Source organism: Kitasatospora sp. CB02891 (genome assembly GCF_002803145.1).
GTDB lineage: Bacteria > Actinomycetota > Actinomycetes > Streptomycetales > Streptomycetaceae > Kitasatospora > Kitasatospora griseola.
The window spans coordinates 511,828-526,013 of sequence record NZ_NNBO01000004.1 but is presented as its reverse complement, the minus strand read 5'-3'; the positions used below and the strand labels follow the sequence as shown (position 1 = coordinate 526,013).

Genomic DNA, 14,186 nt, shown 5'->3' with positions numbered 1-14,186 from the left:
CGCCGGCCCCGTCCGCGCCGCCGGGCCCGCCACCCGCGCCGTCGATTCCGAGGCCCGATCCGCCGCCGGCGCCCGCACCGCCACCGCCGCCACCGCCGCCGTTGAGGGTGCAGGTTTTGCCGATGCCGTTCATGTCGGCGATCTGGTTGGCGTTGTTGCGCAGGATGCCGTCGACCTGGGAGCTGACTCCGCCCACGTACTGGTGGTACAGGCTGGCGGCCTGCTTGATGCCCTCGGAGTTGGCGATGTCGTCTTTCTTGCCCGCCGGGTTCTGCGCCATGTAGGTCTTGGCGTAGTCGAGTTCCCGGATGATCTCGTTCTTGGTGTCGATCATCGCCTGGTGCGCGCCGTGCAGGCCGTTCGCGATGTCGGTGCCGGCCTTGACGGTGGTGGCGACGTGCGAGGCGTCTCCGCCGGCGAACTTCTGCAGGTACTGCTGGAAGCTGTCGGCGGCCGAACCGGACATGCAGGACATGGCGCGCTGGGCGGCCTGGGCGATGCCGCGGATGTGGGTGTCCGCGATCTGGTTCCACTTGTCCCAGGCGACGGCGAGGTCGGCGATCAGGTCCTCGTTGCCGTCGGGGAACGAGATGTCCGAACCGTTCTCGTTCTTCCGCACGGTCTTGAGTACATCGGCGAGGTCGGCCGGCAGCTCGATCATGGCGGGGAAGCTCTCTCGAATGATGGGAGCGGCGGCTGACACCGGATCAGCCGCCGTGGTGCGGTCGGGCGGCGTGCGTCAGATCAGGTTGCGGCCGGGGCCGCCGCCGACCGGGCCGTGCGGCTCCGGCGGGGGCTTGGGCTTGTTGTAGTCCAGGGACGGCCCGTCCTGGGTGTGGTAGCCCGCGGGGTCCGGCTGCGGCGTCGGCGCCGGGGCGGGAGCAGGGGCGGGCGCGGGGGCCGGCGCGGGCGTGGGCGACGGGGACACGGCCGGCGTGGTCGGAGCCAGCGGGGTGCCGTCGCCGGTGGTGATCCGGCTGAGCTCGCTGGCGTGGTTCTCGTCGTTGGCCTGGTGGCGGGCGGCCATCGTCTGCAGGTTGGCGCCCATCGTGGTGGCGTTGGAGAGCAGCAGCTTGATGCCCGCCAGCACGTCCTTCTGGTGCTTGTTGAACCCGCCGACCGAGGAACTGCCGCCGGTCAGCGCCTTGCCCAGCAGGTCGGTCCCGTACACGGAGTCCGCGACCATGTTGATGTGGGCTTCCAACTGGGCATAAGGGCCCTGCATTTCCTCCAGCAGCGCTGCGATCGTCTTGGCTGCCGCCTGGACCTCGTCCAGGTCGATGTTCACGCCGTCGCCGGCCATCCCGTCCCGCCCTCTCCCGATTCCTGCTCCCCGACGGTGCGAACCGTTGCAGGGGGGACCCGGGCGACCGGGTGAGCGAGGGGCCGAACGCGGTGCCACGGGCAATCCCGCGCACCTGCGGCTGCCGCACGTGCTCATCCTGACGGCAGCGGTTTGCCTTCCGCTTGCGCCTCACTAACGCGCCGGTGTCGCCCGCCGGCGGGAGGCCCCGGAGGGGGCGGAACTCGGCTCAGGGCGAGCCGAGTTCCGCCGCCCGTCGCCGGTGGGCGGAGGCCGCCTGGGCCTGTCCGGCGGCGTCCTCGGCGGCGGCGAGGGCGCTGAGCACCTCGGCGGTGGCCTCGTCGTGGCCGATCCGCTCGGCCTCGGCGAGCCCCTCCTGGAGGCGGCTGTGGGCCTCGGCGTGGCGGCCGAGGGCGGAGAGCGCCTCGCCGCAGCTGGTGTGCAGCAGGACCCGGCGCGAGGACGGGACCTGGTCCTTCATCAGCTCCAGCCCGTACAGCGCCCGTTCGATGGCCTGCGCGGGGCGGCCGGTGACCAGCAGGTGGCGGGACAGGTGCTGGAGGGCGAGGGTGACGGTGTGGGTGTGGCCGATGGCGAGGGCGATCTCCAGGGCCTGGGTGAGGTTGGCGCCGGCCGCGGCGTTGTCGCCGAGCTCGGCCTGGACGGCGGCCAGGTTGACCAGGGCGACGGACCGGCCGACCTGGTTGCCCGCCCGGGCGGCGAGTTCGGCGGCCGGAGCCAGGCAGGTGACGGCCTCGGGCAGGCGGCGGTTGGAGACCAGCACCCAGCCGAGCATGGCGCGCACCTGGCTCTCGCCGTCCAGGTCACCGCACTCCAGGGTGGCGTCCAGGGCGTGTTCCAGCTGGGACACCCAGCCGTCGCGCAGCCGTCGCAGGATCAGCGGCCACTGGGTGAGGACGAGTCGCCAGACCCGTTCCGGCGAGGCCCCGGCGATCACGTGGGCGAGGGTCTCGCGGTGCGCGCCGAGCCAGTGGATCGCCTCGTCGGCGCTCTCGAACTCGGCGACGGCGCGCGGCCGGTGGCTGCCCGCCGGGGGCGCGCAGCAGGGCTTGCTGCCGGGTTCGGCGATCTGCACGGCGGCCAGGCCGGTGTACAGGTACTGGTCGGCGAGGCGCTCCCGGGCGAGGCGCTGCTCGGCGGGGTGGGTGCGGCTGCTCAGGTCGCGGGCGTACAGCCACACCAGGTCGTGCAGGGTGTAGCGGCCGCCGTCGGTCTCGGTGACCAGGTGGGTGGCGGCCAGCTGCTCCAGTGCCTCGGCGGCGGCCGTCGGTTCCAGGTCGCCGAGCGCGGCGGCGGTGTAGGCGTCGATCACCGGGCCGGGGTGGAAGCCCAGCGCGCGGAACAACCGGGCGGTGGCGGGCGGGAGTTGCTCGTAGGAGATGCGCAGCGCGCTGGCCACGCTGATCTCCTCGGCGGCCAGGTGGCCGAGCCGGCGCTGTTCGTGGCGGAGCTGTGCGGTGATCGCGCCGAGGCCGCGGCGCGGGTCGGCGGCGACCTTGGCGGCGGCGATCCGCAGGGCCAGCGGCAGACCGTCGCAGAGCCGGGCGAGTTCCCGGGCGGCGTCGGGTTCGGCGGCGATCCGGGCGGGGCCGAGGACCCGGGCGAGCAGCGCGGTGGACTCCTCGGGGCCGAGCACGGCGAGCGGCAGCGGGCGGGCGAGTTCGGCGGCGACCAGGCCCAGCATCCGGTTGCGGCTGGTGACCACGGCGACGGAGTCGGCGCCGGCCGGCAGCAGCGGCCGGACCTGGGCGGTGTCCCGGGCGTTGTCGACCACCACCAGCAGGCGGCGGCCGGTGGTGATCCGCCGGTACAGCGCGCTGCGGGCGGTGGTGCCGGCCGGCAGGTCCTCGCGGGCGACGCCGAGCGCGGCGAGGAATTCGGCGACCACCTCGTCGAGGTCGCGGTCGGGCCGGTCGCTGAAGCCGCCGAGATCGGCGAAGAGCAGGCCGTCGGGGAAGCGTCCGGCGTTGCGGTGCGCCCAGTGCAGGGCGAGGGCGGTCTTGCCGACCCCGGCGGGTCCGGTGATCAGCGCGATCGCGCCGTCGGGGCCGCCGCGCACCGCGTCGGCCAGGGTGGCGAGTTCGGCGTCGCGGCCGTGGAAGCCGCGCGGGGCGCGCGGCAGCAGGTCGATGGCGGGGAGGTTCTCGATCGCGGGCGGGCCGGCGGGCTTCGGGATCACGTACCCGACGGGCGGAGCGGCCGCGGGTGCGGCAACGGGTGCGGGTGCGGGTGCGGCCACCGGTGCGGGGGTCTCGGGCACCGGTTCGCCGCGCAGGATCCGCTCGTACGCGGCGTTCAGCGCCCGGCCGGGGTCGACGCCGAGCCGGTCGGCGAGCGATTCGCGGGTGCGGTGGTACCAGTCGAGGGCGTCGCACTGCCGTCCGGCCCGGAACAGCGCGAGCATCAGCGCGGAGACCAGCGATTCGCGCAGCGGGTGGGCGACCGTCTCGGCGCGCAGCAGTTCGGCGGCCCGGGCGGGGTCGCCGAGCCGCTGGTAGTGCTCGGCGAGGGCTTCGACGGCGGCGAGCCGGTTCTCCTCCAGGGTGTGCCGCCAGGCCTCCAGCGGGGGGCTGGCGACGGTTCCGGTGAGCGCGGGGCCGCGCCACAGCGCGAGCGCGTGCTCCAGCGCGTCGGCGACGTCCACCGAGTGCGGCTCGACCCGGGCGGCGGCCACCAGGGTGTCGAACTGCTCGACGTCCAGCCGCCCTTGGGGCAGTTGCAGGGTGTAGGCGTCACCGGCGGTGGCGAGTTGCACGCCGTGCCCGGTGGCGCCCTGCTCGGTGAGCAGGGCACGCAGCCGGGATATGTGGCTCTGCACCACGGTGCGGGCGTTGGCGGGCGGTTCGGCGACCCACAGCGCCTCGGTGAGCTGGGCGACCGAGACCGCCCGGTTGCGGCGCAGCAGCAGCAGGGCGAGCACGCTGCGCCGCTTCTCCGGTCCGAGTCGCAGTTCGCCGCCGTCGGCGTCCTCCGCCGAAACGGCCCCGAGCAGCCGGAACTTCACCGCAGTAACCCCCTCAACTCCCCCCAGAGTCGTGTCCGGTGACGGAGGCTACCGGGTCGTTATCCGGTACATAAAATCAGGGCCGTTCCGACGGCGCTCCGGACGGGTCGTCAGAGGGTGACGGCACCGCCCGGGGTGACGATCCGCAGTCCGGCCTCGTCGAGCTCGATGGCCAGCGGAGTGCCGTCCAGCGCCGCCTCGTTGAGCAGGGTGGAGCTGGTCAGGTGCCACAGCCGCAGGGTGCCGGCGGCGTCGCCGGCGGCGAGCAGCGCCTCGCCGTCGAGCTCGCGGCCGACCACGGCGCGGACGGCCGCGCCGCCGCCGGTCAGCAGGGCGGTGCGCTGGCCGCTCTGGACGTCCCAGACCAGCACGTTGCCGTCGGAGGTGCCGGCGATCAGCGTGGGGCGGTCGCCGATCTCGGTGAAGGACAGCACCTCGGCGGGCCGGGTGAGGCCTTCGCAGACCGGTCCGGCGGCGCCGCTGCCGGCGTGCCACATCCGGACCTTGAGGTCCTCGCCGGCGGTGGCGAGGATCGGCTGTCCGCCGGCCAGGACGGCGGCCAGCGCGGTGATCGGGCCGTGGCCGGTGACGAACCGCCGGCTGTCGTCGCCGGTGGCGGCGGCGCGGACGGCGATCACGCCGTCGCGGCCGGCCGAGGCCAGCAGCGGCTGGTCGCCGGTGGTGAAGGCGAGTCCGGTGACGGGGCCGGCGTGCGGGACGGGCAGCGGGTGCGCGACGCCGTCGGCGAGGCGGTGGCTGCGGACGGCGCCGGCGGTGGTGCCGCAGACCAGCAGCGGGCCGTCGGGGCCGTCGGCGGTCAGGTCGAGGCTGTGCACGGGGCCGCCGTCGGCCGCCACTTCGAGCAGTTGACGGCCCGTCGGGGCGTCCCAGGCAGCGAGCGTGCCGTCGCCGAAGCCGGCGACGACCACGGGGCGGCCGTGCAGGGCGCCGGCGACGAGGGCGGCGAGCGGGCTGCCCGGCCGGCCGGCCGGGGCGGCGTCGGTGCGGGCCTGCCCGGTGGCGGCGTCCCAGGCGGTGATCCGGCCGGTCTCGTCGCCGGTGTACAGGACGCCGTCGGCGGCGGCCAGCGCGGTGAGCCAGCCGCCGGCGGGCCAGCCGTGCAGCGGGCGGGCGTCGTAGACGTCCCAGGTGCGGACGGTGCCGTCGAGGGCGCAGGAGGCCAGCACGGGGCGCTCGTCGAGGGTGGTGAAGGCGAGGCCGGTGACGGTGCCGGTGTGGCCGGCGAGTTCGGCGACCGGCTGGCCGGTGGCGAGGTCCCAGACCCGTACGGTGCGGTCGTGGCCGCCGGTGGCCAGCACGGCCTGGTCGTCGACGGTGAGGACGGCCATCGAGCGGACCTCGCCGCGGTGGCCGACCAGCAGGTGCAGCTGGTCGCCGGTGCCGGCGTCCCAGACCCGCACGGTGCCGTCGGCGGCGGCCGCGGCCAGCAGGTCGATGCCCGCGCAGTGCGCGGCGCGCAGCACGGTGGCGCCGTGGCCGCCGGTGGGCAGGTTGCCGAGCACCCGGCCGTCGTCGGCGCGGACGGCCCGCAGGTCGCCGCCCTGGCCGGCCGAGAACGCCACCGGGATGTCCCGGCAAATCAGCGCGGCGACCGCCTGGGCGCCTTCGCCGCCGGTGGAGCCGTGCACCACCTGGCCGGTGGTGGCGTCCCAGACCTGCACCGAGCCGTCGGTGCCGCCGACGGCGAACAGCGAGCGGCCGCCGGCCTCGCCGAGGGCGACGGCGGACGGGGCGAGGCCGGCGTCGGCGTCGGAGCCGCCGAGCGGGGCGGCGTCGTCGAGCGCGGTCAGGCCGAACGAGCCGTCTTCCTCGACCAGCGCGTACGCGGCGCGGCCGCCGACGGTGCCGACGGCGGCGGCGCTGCGGGCGGTCTGCGCGGCCGGGTGGCCGAGGGCGACCGCGCCGGGCAGCGCGGCGGGCTCGCCGGGCTCGCCGAACATCTGGGCCAGCAGGGTCGCGAACGGGGCGACGGCGGCGGGCACGGGCGCGGCCGTGCCGTCCGTCCACTGCCGGTCCGCCCGGCCGTTCAGGCCGCTGACGGTGAACCGGCGGCCGGCCGCGGGGGCGGGGGCGCCGGGCGCCGGCGCGGGGGCCTCGCCGAGGGCGGTCAGGACGCGGACGATCAGCGCGGCGTCGACCCGGCCGGTGCGCTCCTGCCCGTCGCGGACGGCGCGGAACCCCTCGGGGGTGATCAGCAGTTCGCCGAGCGCGCCGTCCTCCAGCCGGAGGCTGCTTTCTGACATGTCGTCACTCCTGGTTCAGGTGCGGGGTGTCGGGGACCCCGTGGATCAGCAGAGGTCTTCCGGTACGAGCGTCGCGTACACGGCGTCGTGCAGCCGCTGGGTGCGGGAGCTGCGGAACAGCGCGGGGAGGTATCCGGCCCGACGGAAGCCGATCGCGGCGCCCGTCAGCTGGCTGGGCATGTTGTCGGCGGCGGCGAAGGCGTCGATCCGGCGCAGGCCGATCCGTTCGAACCCGAACCGGCACACCAGCCGCATCGCGCTCTTCGCGGTGCGCAGCCGGCGGTGTTCGGGCAGCAGCCAGACCGCGATCTCCGCGCTGTCCTGCTCCAGGTCGAGGTTCACCAACTCGCCCCAGCCGATGGCCCGTCCGACTTCCTCGCCGGGTTCCTCGCCGGGTTCTTCGCCGACCGCTTCCGCGGTCTCCTCCCCCGTCGCTTCGAGGGCGAAGTAGGCGGCCCGGCCGGTCTGCCAGAGCATCGGCGGGATCTCGGTCAGCCACCGCTCGGCGGCCGCTTCGTCCCGGTGCGGGATCACCGCCTGCAGGAACTCGCGCACCAGCGGGTCGTGGGTGCCGCGGTGCACCAGGGCGGCGTCCGAGGGCCGCGGCCTGCGCAGCAGCAGCCCGTCGTCCGTCAGCGGATCGTCCCGCACCTCGGCGAGCGCTCTCATCGACTTCCCCCGTCGCCTCCGGGGCCCGCGTGCCACCCCGGCACACCCTCCCCGGCCCTTCGACCACTCGTCAAGTCAACCACATCCCACGGCTGTTCCCGCACGTCAGCGGGACGTTAGCGGAACGTGAGCCCGGGCTCGCAGACTCAGTGGCGGGGTTCGTCACTCCAGTCCCGCCGCCCACCCGGCCCACTCTCTCTCCCGGGCCGGGCGCCCCCGCTACGGGCGGCGGGACACCCCCTTCACCGCTCCGCGCTCGCGCCCGCCGGAAGGGCGACCGCGCGCAGCTCCCGCACCACGGCCCGCACGGCCGCGGTCCGGGCCAGTTCCGGGGTGGTGACGTAGCCGACCTGCCGGGACGGACGCTCCGGGCCCAGGTCGGTGACGGCGAGCCCGTCCGGCAGCCGGTCCAGGGTGAGCATCGGCATGATGGCCATGCCGAGTCCCTGTGCGGCGAGCGAGAGCACCACGGTGTCGTCGGAGACGTTGATGGTCGCGGGCGGGATCCAGTCCTGTCGGCGCCACCAATCGGCCGTGTAGGAGCCGCAGTTCTCGTCCCAGTCGACCAGCGGGAGGCTGCGCGGGTCCGGGTGGCCCTGCTGGTGGGCGAGCGCGTAGCCCTCCCGATACAGCGGCGCCGAGACCAGCCCCGACGGGATCGCCGCGCCCAGCGTGGCCAGCGCCAGGTCGGCCCGGCCGTCGGCGACCTCCCCCGCGGTGCCCCGCCCCAGGTCCCGCACCACCCGCACCTCGGGCTCCAACTCCGGGCAGCTGACCGCCAGTCGGGCCAGCACCGTCGGCAGCACCTGCCCGGCCGCGCTGCGGAACGCCACGATCCGCACCTTCCCGCGCGGCCCGCCCGGCTCGCCCTGCCGGGCCTCCCCGGGCAGCGCCGCCAGCAGTCGCAGGATCCGGCGGGCGTGCCCCACCACCCGCTCCCCCGCCGCCGTCGGCGCCGCCCCGCGCCGCCCCCGTTCGAACAGCACCGCGCCCAGCTTGCGCTCGCACCCGCGCACCGCGTGCGACACCGCCGACTGCGTCAGCCCGAGCGCCTCCGCCGCGGCGGTGAAGCTGCCGCGGTCGGCCACCGCCACCAACACCCGCAGCTCCTGCGGGACCAGATCCTCTGCCACCGTCGCAGCGTACGGCCTCGGCTACGCCGCCGGCCGGGAGCGTCGGCGTCCCGGGGCGCCGGCGGCGTACGCGGCCCCTGCCGCGACCAGCAGCGCCGCGGCCGGTATCGCCAGGTTCAGCAGCTGCCGGATTCCCGCCGGGTCGTTCAGCACATCGACCGGAGCGCCGAGGTCGTGCAGCACCCCGAACGAGTCGCGGGTGGCGAACACGTAGGCCGCCCCGCAGAACCCGACCGCGAGGGCCGACAGCCCCGCGCTGCGCTCGGCGACCGCCAGCGCGAGCAGCACGGCGCCGATGACCAGCAGCGGCGTGGCCCCGTTGAAGCGGAGCAGCTCCGCCGACTCCACCCAGGCCGACGCCGTGCGGAAGCCGTGCCAGTCCGCCCAGGTCAGGACCGTCGTGGCGCCCGTCAGCAGCACCGCGACCAGCACACCCGCCGCGGCCCGCCGCCCGCTCCCCGCCCGCCGGTACCACCAGCCGAGCGCACAGCTGCCGCCCACCAGGGCGAGCAGCCAGTACAGCTCGACCGCCCCGGGGTGCGCCAGGTCGTGACTGCCCAGGATCCCCACCGGCGACGAGACCGGTGCGGTGCACATGGACATCCCTTCCACGGACGGCTCCGGGCGGCAGACCTGCCCGTCCGTCAGGTAGAGCGGCAGGGACAGTGCGAGCAGCACCCCGCACACCATCAACGCGAACCAGTACCGCCGTGCCGCCGCCATCCCCGCCAGTCCCTTCCCCGTCCCCTACCCGACAGGCCTTGGACGCACGCACCCGGGTGCGGGTTCCCGGGCGCCGCCGGCCATGAGCGCCGTTCATGGATCCGCCCCAGCCATCGACGCCGCCCCCTGCCACGGCCGGGCCGCCGGGCCTAGCGTTTCCTCCCGTCAACCCCCTTCTTCCATCGGAGTGTTCGCCATGTCCCGCACCGCCACCCGCACCGCCCGCGCCATCCACCAGGTCGCCCGCCCGGACGGCATGCCCACCGCCGAGCAGTTCGCCTTCGTCGACGACGAGCTGCCGCCGCTCACCGAGGGCAGCGCGCTGGTGGAGAACGCCTACCTGTCCGTGGACCCGTACATGCTCGGCTCGATGGAGGGCGGCGAGGGCGGCTGGGAGCTGAACGCCCCGTTGGAGGGCCGGTCGGTGGGACGGGTGGTGGAGTCCCGCAGCGCCGCGCTGCCGGTCGGCGCCACGGTGATCCACCGCCAGGGCTGGCGCACCCACGCCGTGGTGACCCGCGCGGACGTCCGGGTGCTGCCGGACCTGCCCGGCGTCCCGCTCAGCGCGTTCCTGGGCGTCCTCGGCGGCACCGGCCTGTCCGCGTACGTCGGCCTGACCCGGATCGCCAGGCTCGCACCCGGCGAGGACCTGTTCGTCTCGGCGGCCGCCGGCGGCGTCGGCACCGCGGCCGGCCAGCTGGCCCGCCTGCTCGGCGCCCGCCGGGTGATCGGGTCGGCCGGCTCGCCCGCGAAGACCGCCTTCCTCACCGACCGGCTCGGCTTCGACGCCGCGTTCGACTACCACGACGGCCCGGTCGCCGACCTGCTGACCGCCGCCGCCCCCGACGGCATCGACGTCTACCTCGACAACGTCGGCGGCGACCACCTGGCCGCGGCGATCGGCGCGATGCGCGACTTCGGCCGGATCGCCTGGTGCGGCGCGATCGCCCAGTACACCACCGAGCCGCCCGCCGCCCCGCACAACCTGTTCGAGCTGGTCGGCCGCAGCATCCGGCTGGAGGGCTTCCTGGTCCGAAACCACATGGACGCCCAGGAGGAGCTGTACGACCTGCTCGCCCCGCACCTGCGCTCCGGCCGGGTGATCTCCCCCGAGACCGTCCTGGACGGCTTCGACCGCACCGTGGACGCCTTCCTCGGCGTGCTCACCGGCGCGAACACCGGCAAGATGCTGGTCCGCCTCTGATGTCTAGGCCGACTCCTTCGCTGCCAGCCTCAGTTGCTCGTCCTCCACGATCCGCACGGCGAGCGCGCGGTCCGAGACGTCCACCGCCTCGGGGGCCGACTCGGCCAGTTCGCTGCGGCGCGCGTAGCTGTCGAACAGCTCGGCCTTGCCGCGCAGCATCTCCACCAGCCCGCGGTCCAGGCTGTCCGTGGCTAGCAGCCGGTGCACCCGGACCCGGCGGATCTGTCCCATCCGCTGGGCCCGGGCCACCGCCTGGTCCTCCAGGGTCGGCTTGAGCTGCGGCTCGCACAGCACCACCACGTTCGCGGCCTGCAGGTTGAGGCCGAGCCCGCCCGCCTGGATCTGGCACAGCAGCACCGCATGGCCGTCCGCCGCGGTGAACGCGTCCACCAGCTCCTGCCGCGCCTCGGCCGCCACCGACCCGGCGACCGTGCCGGCGACCACCTCGCCCAGCGCGTCCCGGACGGTGGCCAGCACCTCCCGGAAGTACGAGAACACCACCACCTTGTGCCCGCTCTCGGCCGCCTCCGCGACCAGCTCGCGCAGCCGCCGCAGCTTCGCCGAATGCTCGGGTCGCGCGTAGGCGGCGCGCCGCATCGCCATGAAGTTGCCCTCCGCGACCGCCGCGGCGTACGCCTCCCGGTCCGGACCGGACAGCTCGTCCCACTCGTCCACCCGCACCACGTCCGGCAGTTCGGTCAGCACGTCCTGCTGGTTGCGCCGCAGGTACGCGGGCGCGACGGCCCGCCGGAAGGCGACCGACCCGGCCACGCCGAGGCTCGCGGGCAGCTCGGTCAGCAGCTCGGGCTGGAGGTGGCCGATCAGCGTGCGGAACTCCTCGACCCGGTTCTCCATCGGCGTGCCCGTCAGGAACAGCACCCGCTCGGTCCGCCCCGCCCACTCGGCCACCAGCCGGGTGCGCAGCGCGGCCGGGTTCTTCACGAAGTGCGCCTCGTCCACCACCAGCGCGGCGACCGGGTCCGCGGGCAGCGTCCGCAGCGACTCGTACGTGGCGACCAGCACGCCGCCCCGCTCCAGCCACCGCGCACGGGCCGTCTCCCGTTCCTGCCCGTGGTACCGGTGCGCGGCCAGCGTGGTCCGATCCGCCGTCTCCCGCTGCCAGTTGACCAGCACGGACGCCGGGCACACCACCAGGAAGTGCCGCTCCCCCGCCGCCGCCAGGTGCGCCAGCACCGCCAGCGCCTGCACGGTCTTCCCCAGCCCCATCTCGTCGCCGATCATCACCCGCCTGCGGGCCAGCGCGAACCGCGCCCCGAACGCCTGGTAGCCGCGCAGCGAAACGGTGCAGCCCCGGTCGTCCAACGACTCGGCCCGCACCTGCTCGGCCAGCCCGTCCGGCAGATGCCCCTCGGCGGCGCCCCGGCCGCCCCGCTCGACGCCGCTGAGCCGCCCCTCCTCCTCCAGCAGCGCCAACTCGGCGTAGAACTCGGCGGCCCGGTGCTCGAACTCGACCCAGACCTCCACCTCCCCCGCCCCCGGCCGCAACAGGTCGGCCCCGGCCTGGGCGAGCCGCAGCGGAACTCCGTCGGCCTCCGCGAACGCGACCTGCTTCTCCAGCAACTCGACCGCGCGCCGCGCCTCCTCCCGCCGCCCGGCCCCGGCCAGCACGCCCCGCACCCACCCGCGGGCCGGCCGCGCCGCCTCCATCGGCGCAGCGAGCAACTCGTCCAGCTTCGCGGCCTCCGCCGCCGCCCGGCGCGCGCCCGGCCCGGCCACCACCAGCCGGTGCAGCGCGACCAGCAGCTCCGCGCTCCCCTCGTCCGGCCGGGCGGGATCGATCCGCACCGCGGTACTCCGCTCCACCGCCTCCTCGATCTGCCGCGCGGCCCCCACCAGCTGACTCGCCGTCGGCCCCCCGATCCCCGGGATCCGCACCAGCTCCTGCGCGTTCACCCCGCACACCTGCGCGACCGTCCGGTACCCCGCCCCCGCCAGCACCCCGGTCTGCAGCCGCCCCTCCGTGACCTCCTTCAGCCGCTCGACCGGTATCCCCTCCAGCTCGGCCCGCACCAGCCCACGGAAGATCCGCGCATGGGCGTCCACCACCGCCCCCACCGCCGCCGCCCGCTCCGCCACCACCCCTCGCGCAGCCTCCCGCAACCGCCCCGCCCGCCCCACGACCTCCCTGGCCCGCCGCCCACTTCCCATGAATCCCACGCCTCCTCGCCCGAACCCACCGATCGCGGGCCATTCTGGCAGTCGGCCCCGTCACCTGGCCGAACGCGTCACCGGCTCTCGACGAGGCCCGTCAAGTGGCCTTCCAAGGCGGCCAGTTCGAAGTACGTGCTGGTCGGCAGCGTGGGGTGCGGCCGGCCCGGAGAGCGGCGGGCAGGCCGTCGAAGGCCAGGGCCCTTTCGTGAGCGAGCCGGTGGAGCGGGTGCCCGCCGCACCCGGCCCGGAAATGCGGGTGCCCGCGGCCGGGTGGCGCTGCGAGACTGGCCGCCGTGACACGACCTGAACTCTCCGAACTCGACCACCTGAAAGAGCTGGAGCGGCTGGCCAGGGCGGTGACGAACGCCGCCCGGGGCGAGGACCTGCTCGCGGACGACCGGGACGCGGAGAACGGGACGCCCCTGCAGCGGGCGTTGCACGCGCTCTCCCGAGGGCTTCGCCGCTACCACTTCCGCGGGGACGGCTGCCTCGAAGAGGAGGAGGACCGGCCCGACCTGAAGCTCGCGGGCGTGGTGATCCTGCGTCCCGGGGCGATGCCGCAGGGCATGACGGAGACCTACGAGGAGGCGTGCGCGCGGCTCGGCGTGGAGGCCCGGCCGGAGGGGTGGGCCCTGTGGAACACGTGGGGCGACGGGGATCTCCACGTGACGATGGTGGTCACCGCGGTCGACACCACCGAGGGCCTGCTCATGAACTGGTCGCGGGGCATCGTCCGCTACCCGGTGACGCCCCTGCCGTCCCAGATCGCGGTCGTCCACCACGGCTGGGCCGCCCACATGATCTTCTCCCCGTTCGGCGTGAAGAAGCTGGGGCTCGGCGGGCAGCCCTGACTCTGCGTCAGGTCAGGTCGAGGACGTCCGCGAGGCCGGCGGCGGCGAAGGCCGCGACGAGCGGCTCGCGGCCCTCCGTGAAGTGCGCCCAGCTGTCGAAGTGGACGGGGACGACGCGGCGGGCCCGGAGGAGGCGGGCGGCTTCGACGGCGCGGGCGCTGTCGAGGGTGAGGAGGGCGTTGTCGAAGATGCCGCTGCGGGCCGCGCCGGCGAACAGGACGGCGGTGTCGACGGGGGCGTGGCGTCGGGCGATCCGTTCGACGACGTCGAGGGAGGCGTTGTCGCCGGAGACGTAGACGACGGGCAGGCCGGGGCCGGTCAGCACGAAGCCGATGACTTCGCCGATGACGGGCTCGCACCCGTCGGGGCCGTGCTGGGCGGGGACGGCGGTGACGGTGATCGGCTCACCGGCGGGGCCGGTCAACTCGGCGCTCTGCCAAGGGGCGAGGCCCTTCGCGGTGCCGCCGAGGCGCTCCGCGCCGCCGCGGGTGGTGAGGGTGAGCGGGACGTCGGCGAGGAACTTCCGGCCGCTGTGGTCGAGGTTGTCCGGGTGCTCGTCGTGGGAGAGCAGGACGGCGTCGATCGGGCCGAGGCCGGCGGGGTCGACGGTGCCGGGGCGGGTCTTGACCAGGGCGCCGCCGCGGGGGAGCGGGTACTCGCCGGGGCCGTCGAAGGTGGGGTCGGTGAGCAGGCGCAGCCCGCCGTACTCGATCAGTGCGGTGGGGCCTCCGAAGACCTGGACGGCGGGGCCAACAGCAGTCATGACGCACCTCACGGGAGAGAGAGTGGTTTACCGTGAGAGGAATCTAACGGGTCATCACGAGTAACTGCAAGAGATTCCG

11 protein-coding genes are annotated in these 14,186 nt (G+C 75.2%); 2 read left to right on the top strand and 9 right to left on the bottom strand.

Features of this window, described 5'->3' with window-relative positions:
- The 7 genes from CG736_RS13215 to CG736_RS13185 form a co-directional block, all read right to left on the bottom strand.
- Positions 1-661, bottom strand: a 661-nt coding sequence (locus tag CG736_RS13215) for a hypothetical protein (RefSeq protein WP_198520475.1), incomplete at its 3' end; no start/stop codon positions are given.
- Between the two features lie 78 nt (positions 662-739).
- Positions 740-1,303 (bottom strand): hypothetical protein, encoded by a 564-nt coding sequence (locus CG736_RS37055; RefSeq protein WP_198520483.1) that lies wholly within the window; start codon positions 1,301-1,303, stop codon positions 740-742.
- A gap of 229 nt (positions 1,304-1,532) precedes the next feature.
- Positions 1,533-4,328: a BTAD domain-containing putative transcriptional regulator gene (locus tag CG736_RS13205; RefSeq protein WP_100586378.1), complete on the bottom strand. Its 2,796-nt coding sequence runs from the start codon at positions 4,326-4,328 to the stop codon at positions 1,533-1,535.
- A 110-nt stretch (positions 4,329-4,438) separates the two neighbouring features.
- Positions 4,439-6,592 carry a PQQ-binding-like beta-propeller repeat protein gene (locus CG736_RS13200; RefSeq protein ID WP_100586377.1) on the bottom strand — a complete coding sequence of 718 codons (2,154 nt, stop codon included), beginning with the start codon at positions 6,590-6,592 and terminating at the stop codon, positions 4,439-4,441.
- 45 nt (positions 6,593-6,637) lie between these two features.
- Positions 6,638-7,261, bottom strand: a complete 624-nt coding sequence (locus CG736_RS13195) for a GNAT family N-acetyltransferase (protein ID WP_100586376.1) — start codon at positions 7,259-7,261, stop codon at positions 6,638-6,640.
- A gap of 242 nt (positions 7,262-7,503) precedes the next feature.
- Positions 7,504-8,394, bottom strand: a complete 891-nt coding sequence (locus CG736_RS13190; protein ID WP_100586375.1) for a LysR family transcriptional regulator — start codon at positions 8,392-8,394, stop codon at positions 7,504-7,506.
- Between the two features lie 21 nt (positions 8,395-8,415).
- A complete protein-coding gene (locus tag CG736_RS13185) occupies positions 8,416-9,117 on the bottom strand; it encodes a hypothetical protein (protein ID WP_100586374.1) in 702 nt (233 codons plus the stop codon).
- A gap of 196 nt (positions 9,118-9,313) precedes the next feature.
- On the opposite strand from CG736_RS13185, the gene CG736_RS13180 reads away from it, so the two are divergent.
- Entirely contained in the window at positions 9,314-10,321 is a 1,008-nt protein-coding gene (locus CG736_RS13180) for an NADP-dependent oxidoreductase (RefSeq protein ID WP_100586373.1), read from the top strand.
- A gap of 3 nt (positions 10,322-10,324) precedes the next feature.
- Here CG736_RS13180 and CG736_RS13175 read toward each other — a convergent pair whose 3' ends face one another.
- Positions 10,325-12,490 (bottom strand): DEAD/DEAH box helicase, encoded by a 2,166-nt coding sequence (locus CG736_RS13175; RefSeq protein WP_100586372.1) that lies wholly within the window; start codon positions 12,488-12,490, stop codon positions 10,325-10,327.
- 296 nt (positions 12,491-12,786) lie between these two features.
- Here CG736_RS13175 and CG736_RS13170 point away from each other — a divergent pair, with 296 nt between their 5' ends.
- Positions 12,787-13,344, top strand: coding sequence for a hypothetical protein (locus CG736_RS13170; protein ID WP_100586371.1), 558 nt, complete (start codon positions 12,787-12,789; stop codon positions 13,342-13,344).
- 7 nt (positions 13,345-13,351) lie between these two features.
- On the opposite strand, the gene CG736_RS13165 is transcribed toward CG736_RS13170, so the two are convergent.
- Entirely contained in the window at positions 13,352-14,107 is a 756-nt protein-coding gene (locus tag CG736_RS13165) for an MBL fold metallo-hydrolase (RefSeq protein ID WP_100586370.1), read from the bottom strand.
- Positions 14,108-14,186: the final 79 nt, after the last annotated feature.

Bases quoted from the DNA above. Each gene is read 5' to 3' on its own strand.
- CG736_RS13185 (WP_100586374.1), bottom strand. From the start codon at position 9,117: ATGGCGGCGGCACGGCGGTACTGGTTCGCGTTGATGGTGTGCGGGGTG.
- CG736_RS13200 (WP_100586377.1), bottom strand. From the start codon at position 6,592: ATGTCAGAAAGCAGCCTCCGGCTGGAGGACGGCGCGCTCGGCGAACTG.
- CG736_RS13165 (WP_100586370.1), bottom strand. From the start codon at position 14,107: ATGACTGCTGTTGGCCCCGCCGTCCAGGTCTTCGGAGGCCCCACCGCA.
- CG736_RS13180 (WP_100586373.1), top strand. From the start codon at position 9,314: ATGTCCCGCACCGCCACCCGCACCGCCCGCGCCATCCACCAGGTCGCC.
- CG736_RS13175 (WP_100586372.1), bottom strand. From the start codon at position 12,490: ATGGGAAGTGGGCGGCGGGCCAGGGAGGTCGTGGGGCGGGCGGGGCGG.
- CG736_RS37055 (WP_198520483.1), bottom strand. From the start codon at position 1,303: ATGGCCGGCGACGGCGTGAACATCGACCTGGACGAGGTCCAGGCGGCA.
- CG736_RS13195 (WP_100586376.1), bottom strand. From the start codon at position 7,261: ATGAGAGCGCTCGCCGAGGTGCGGGACGATCCGCTGACGGACGACGGG.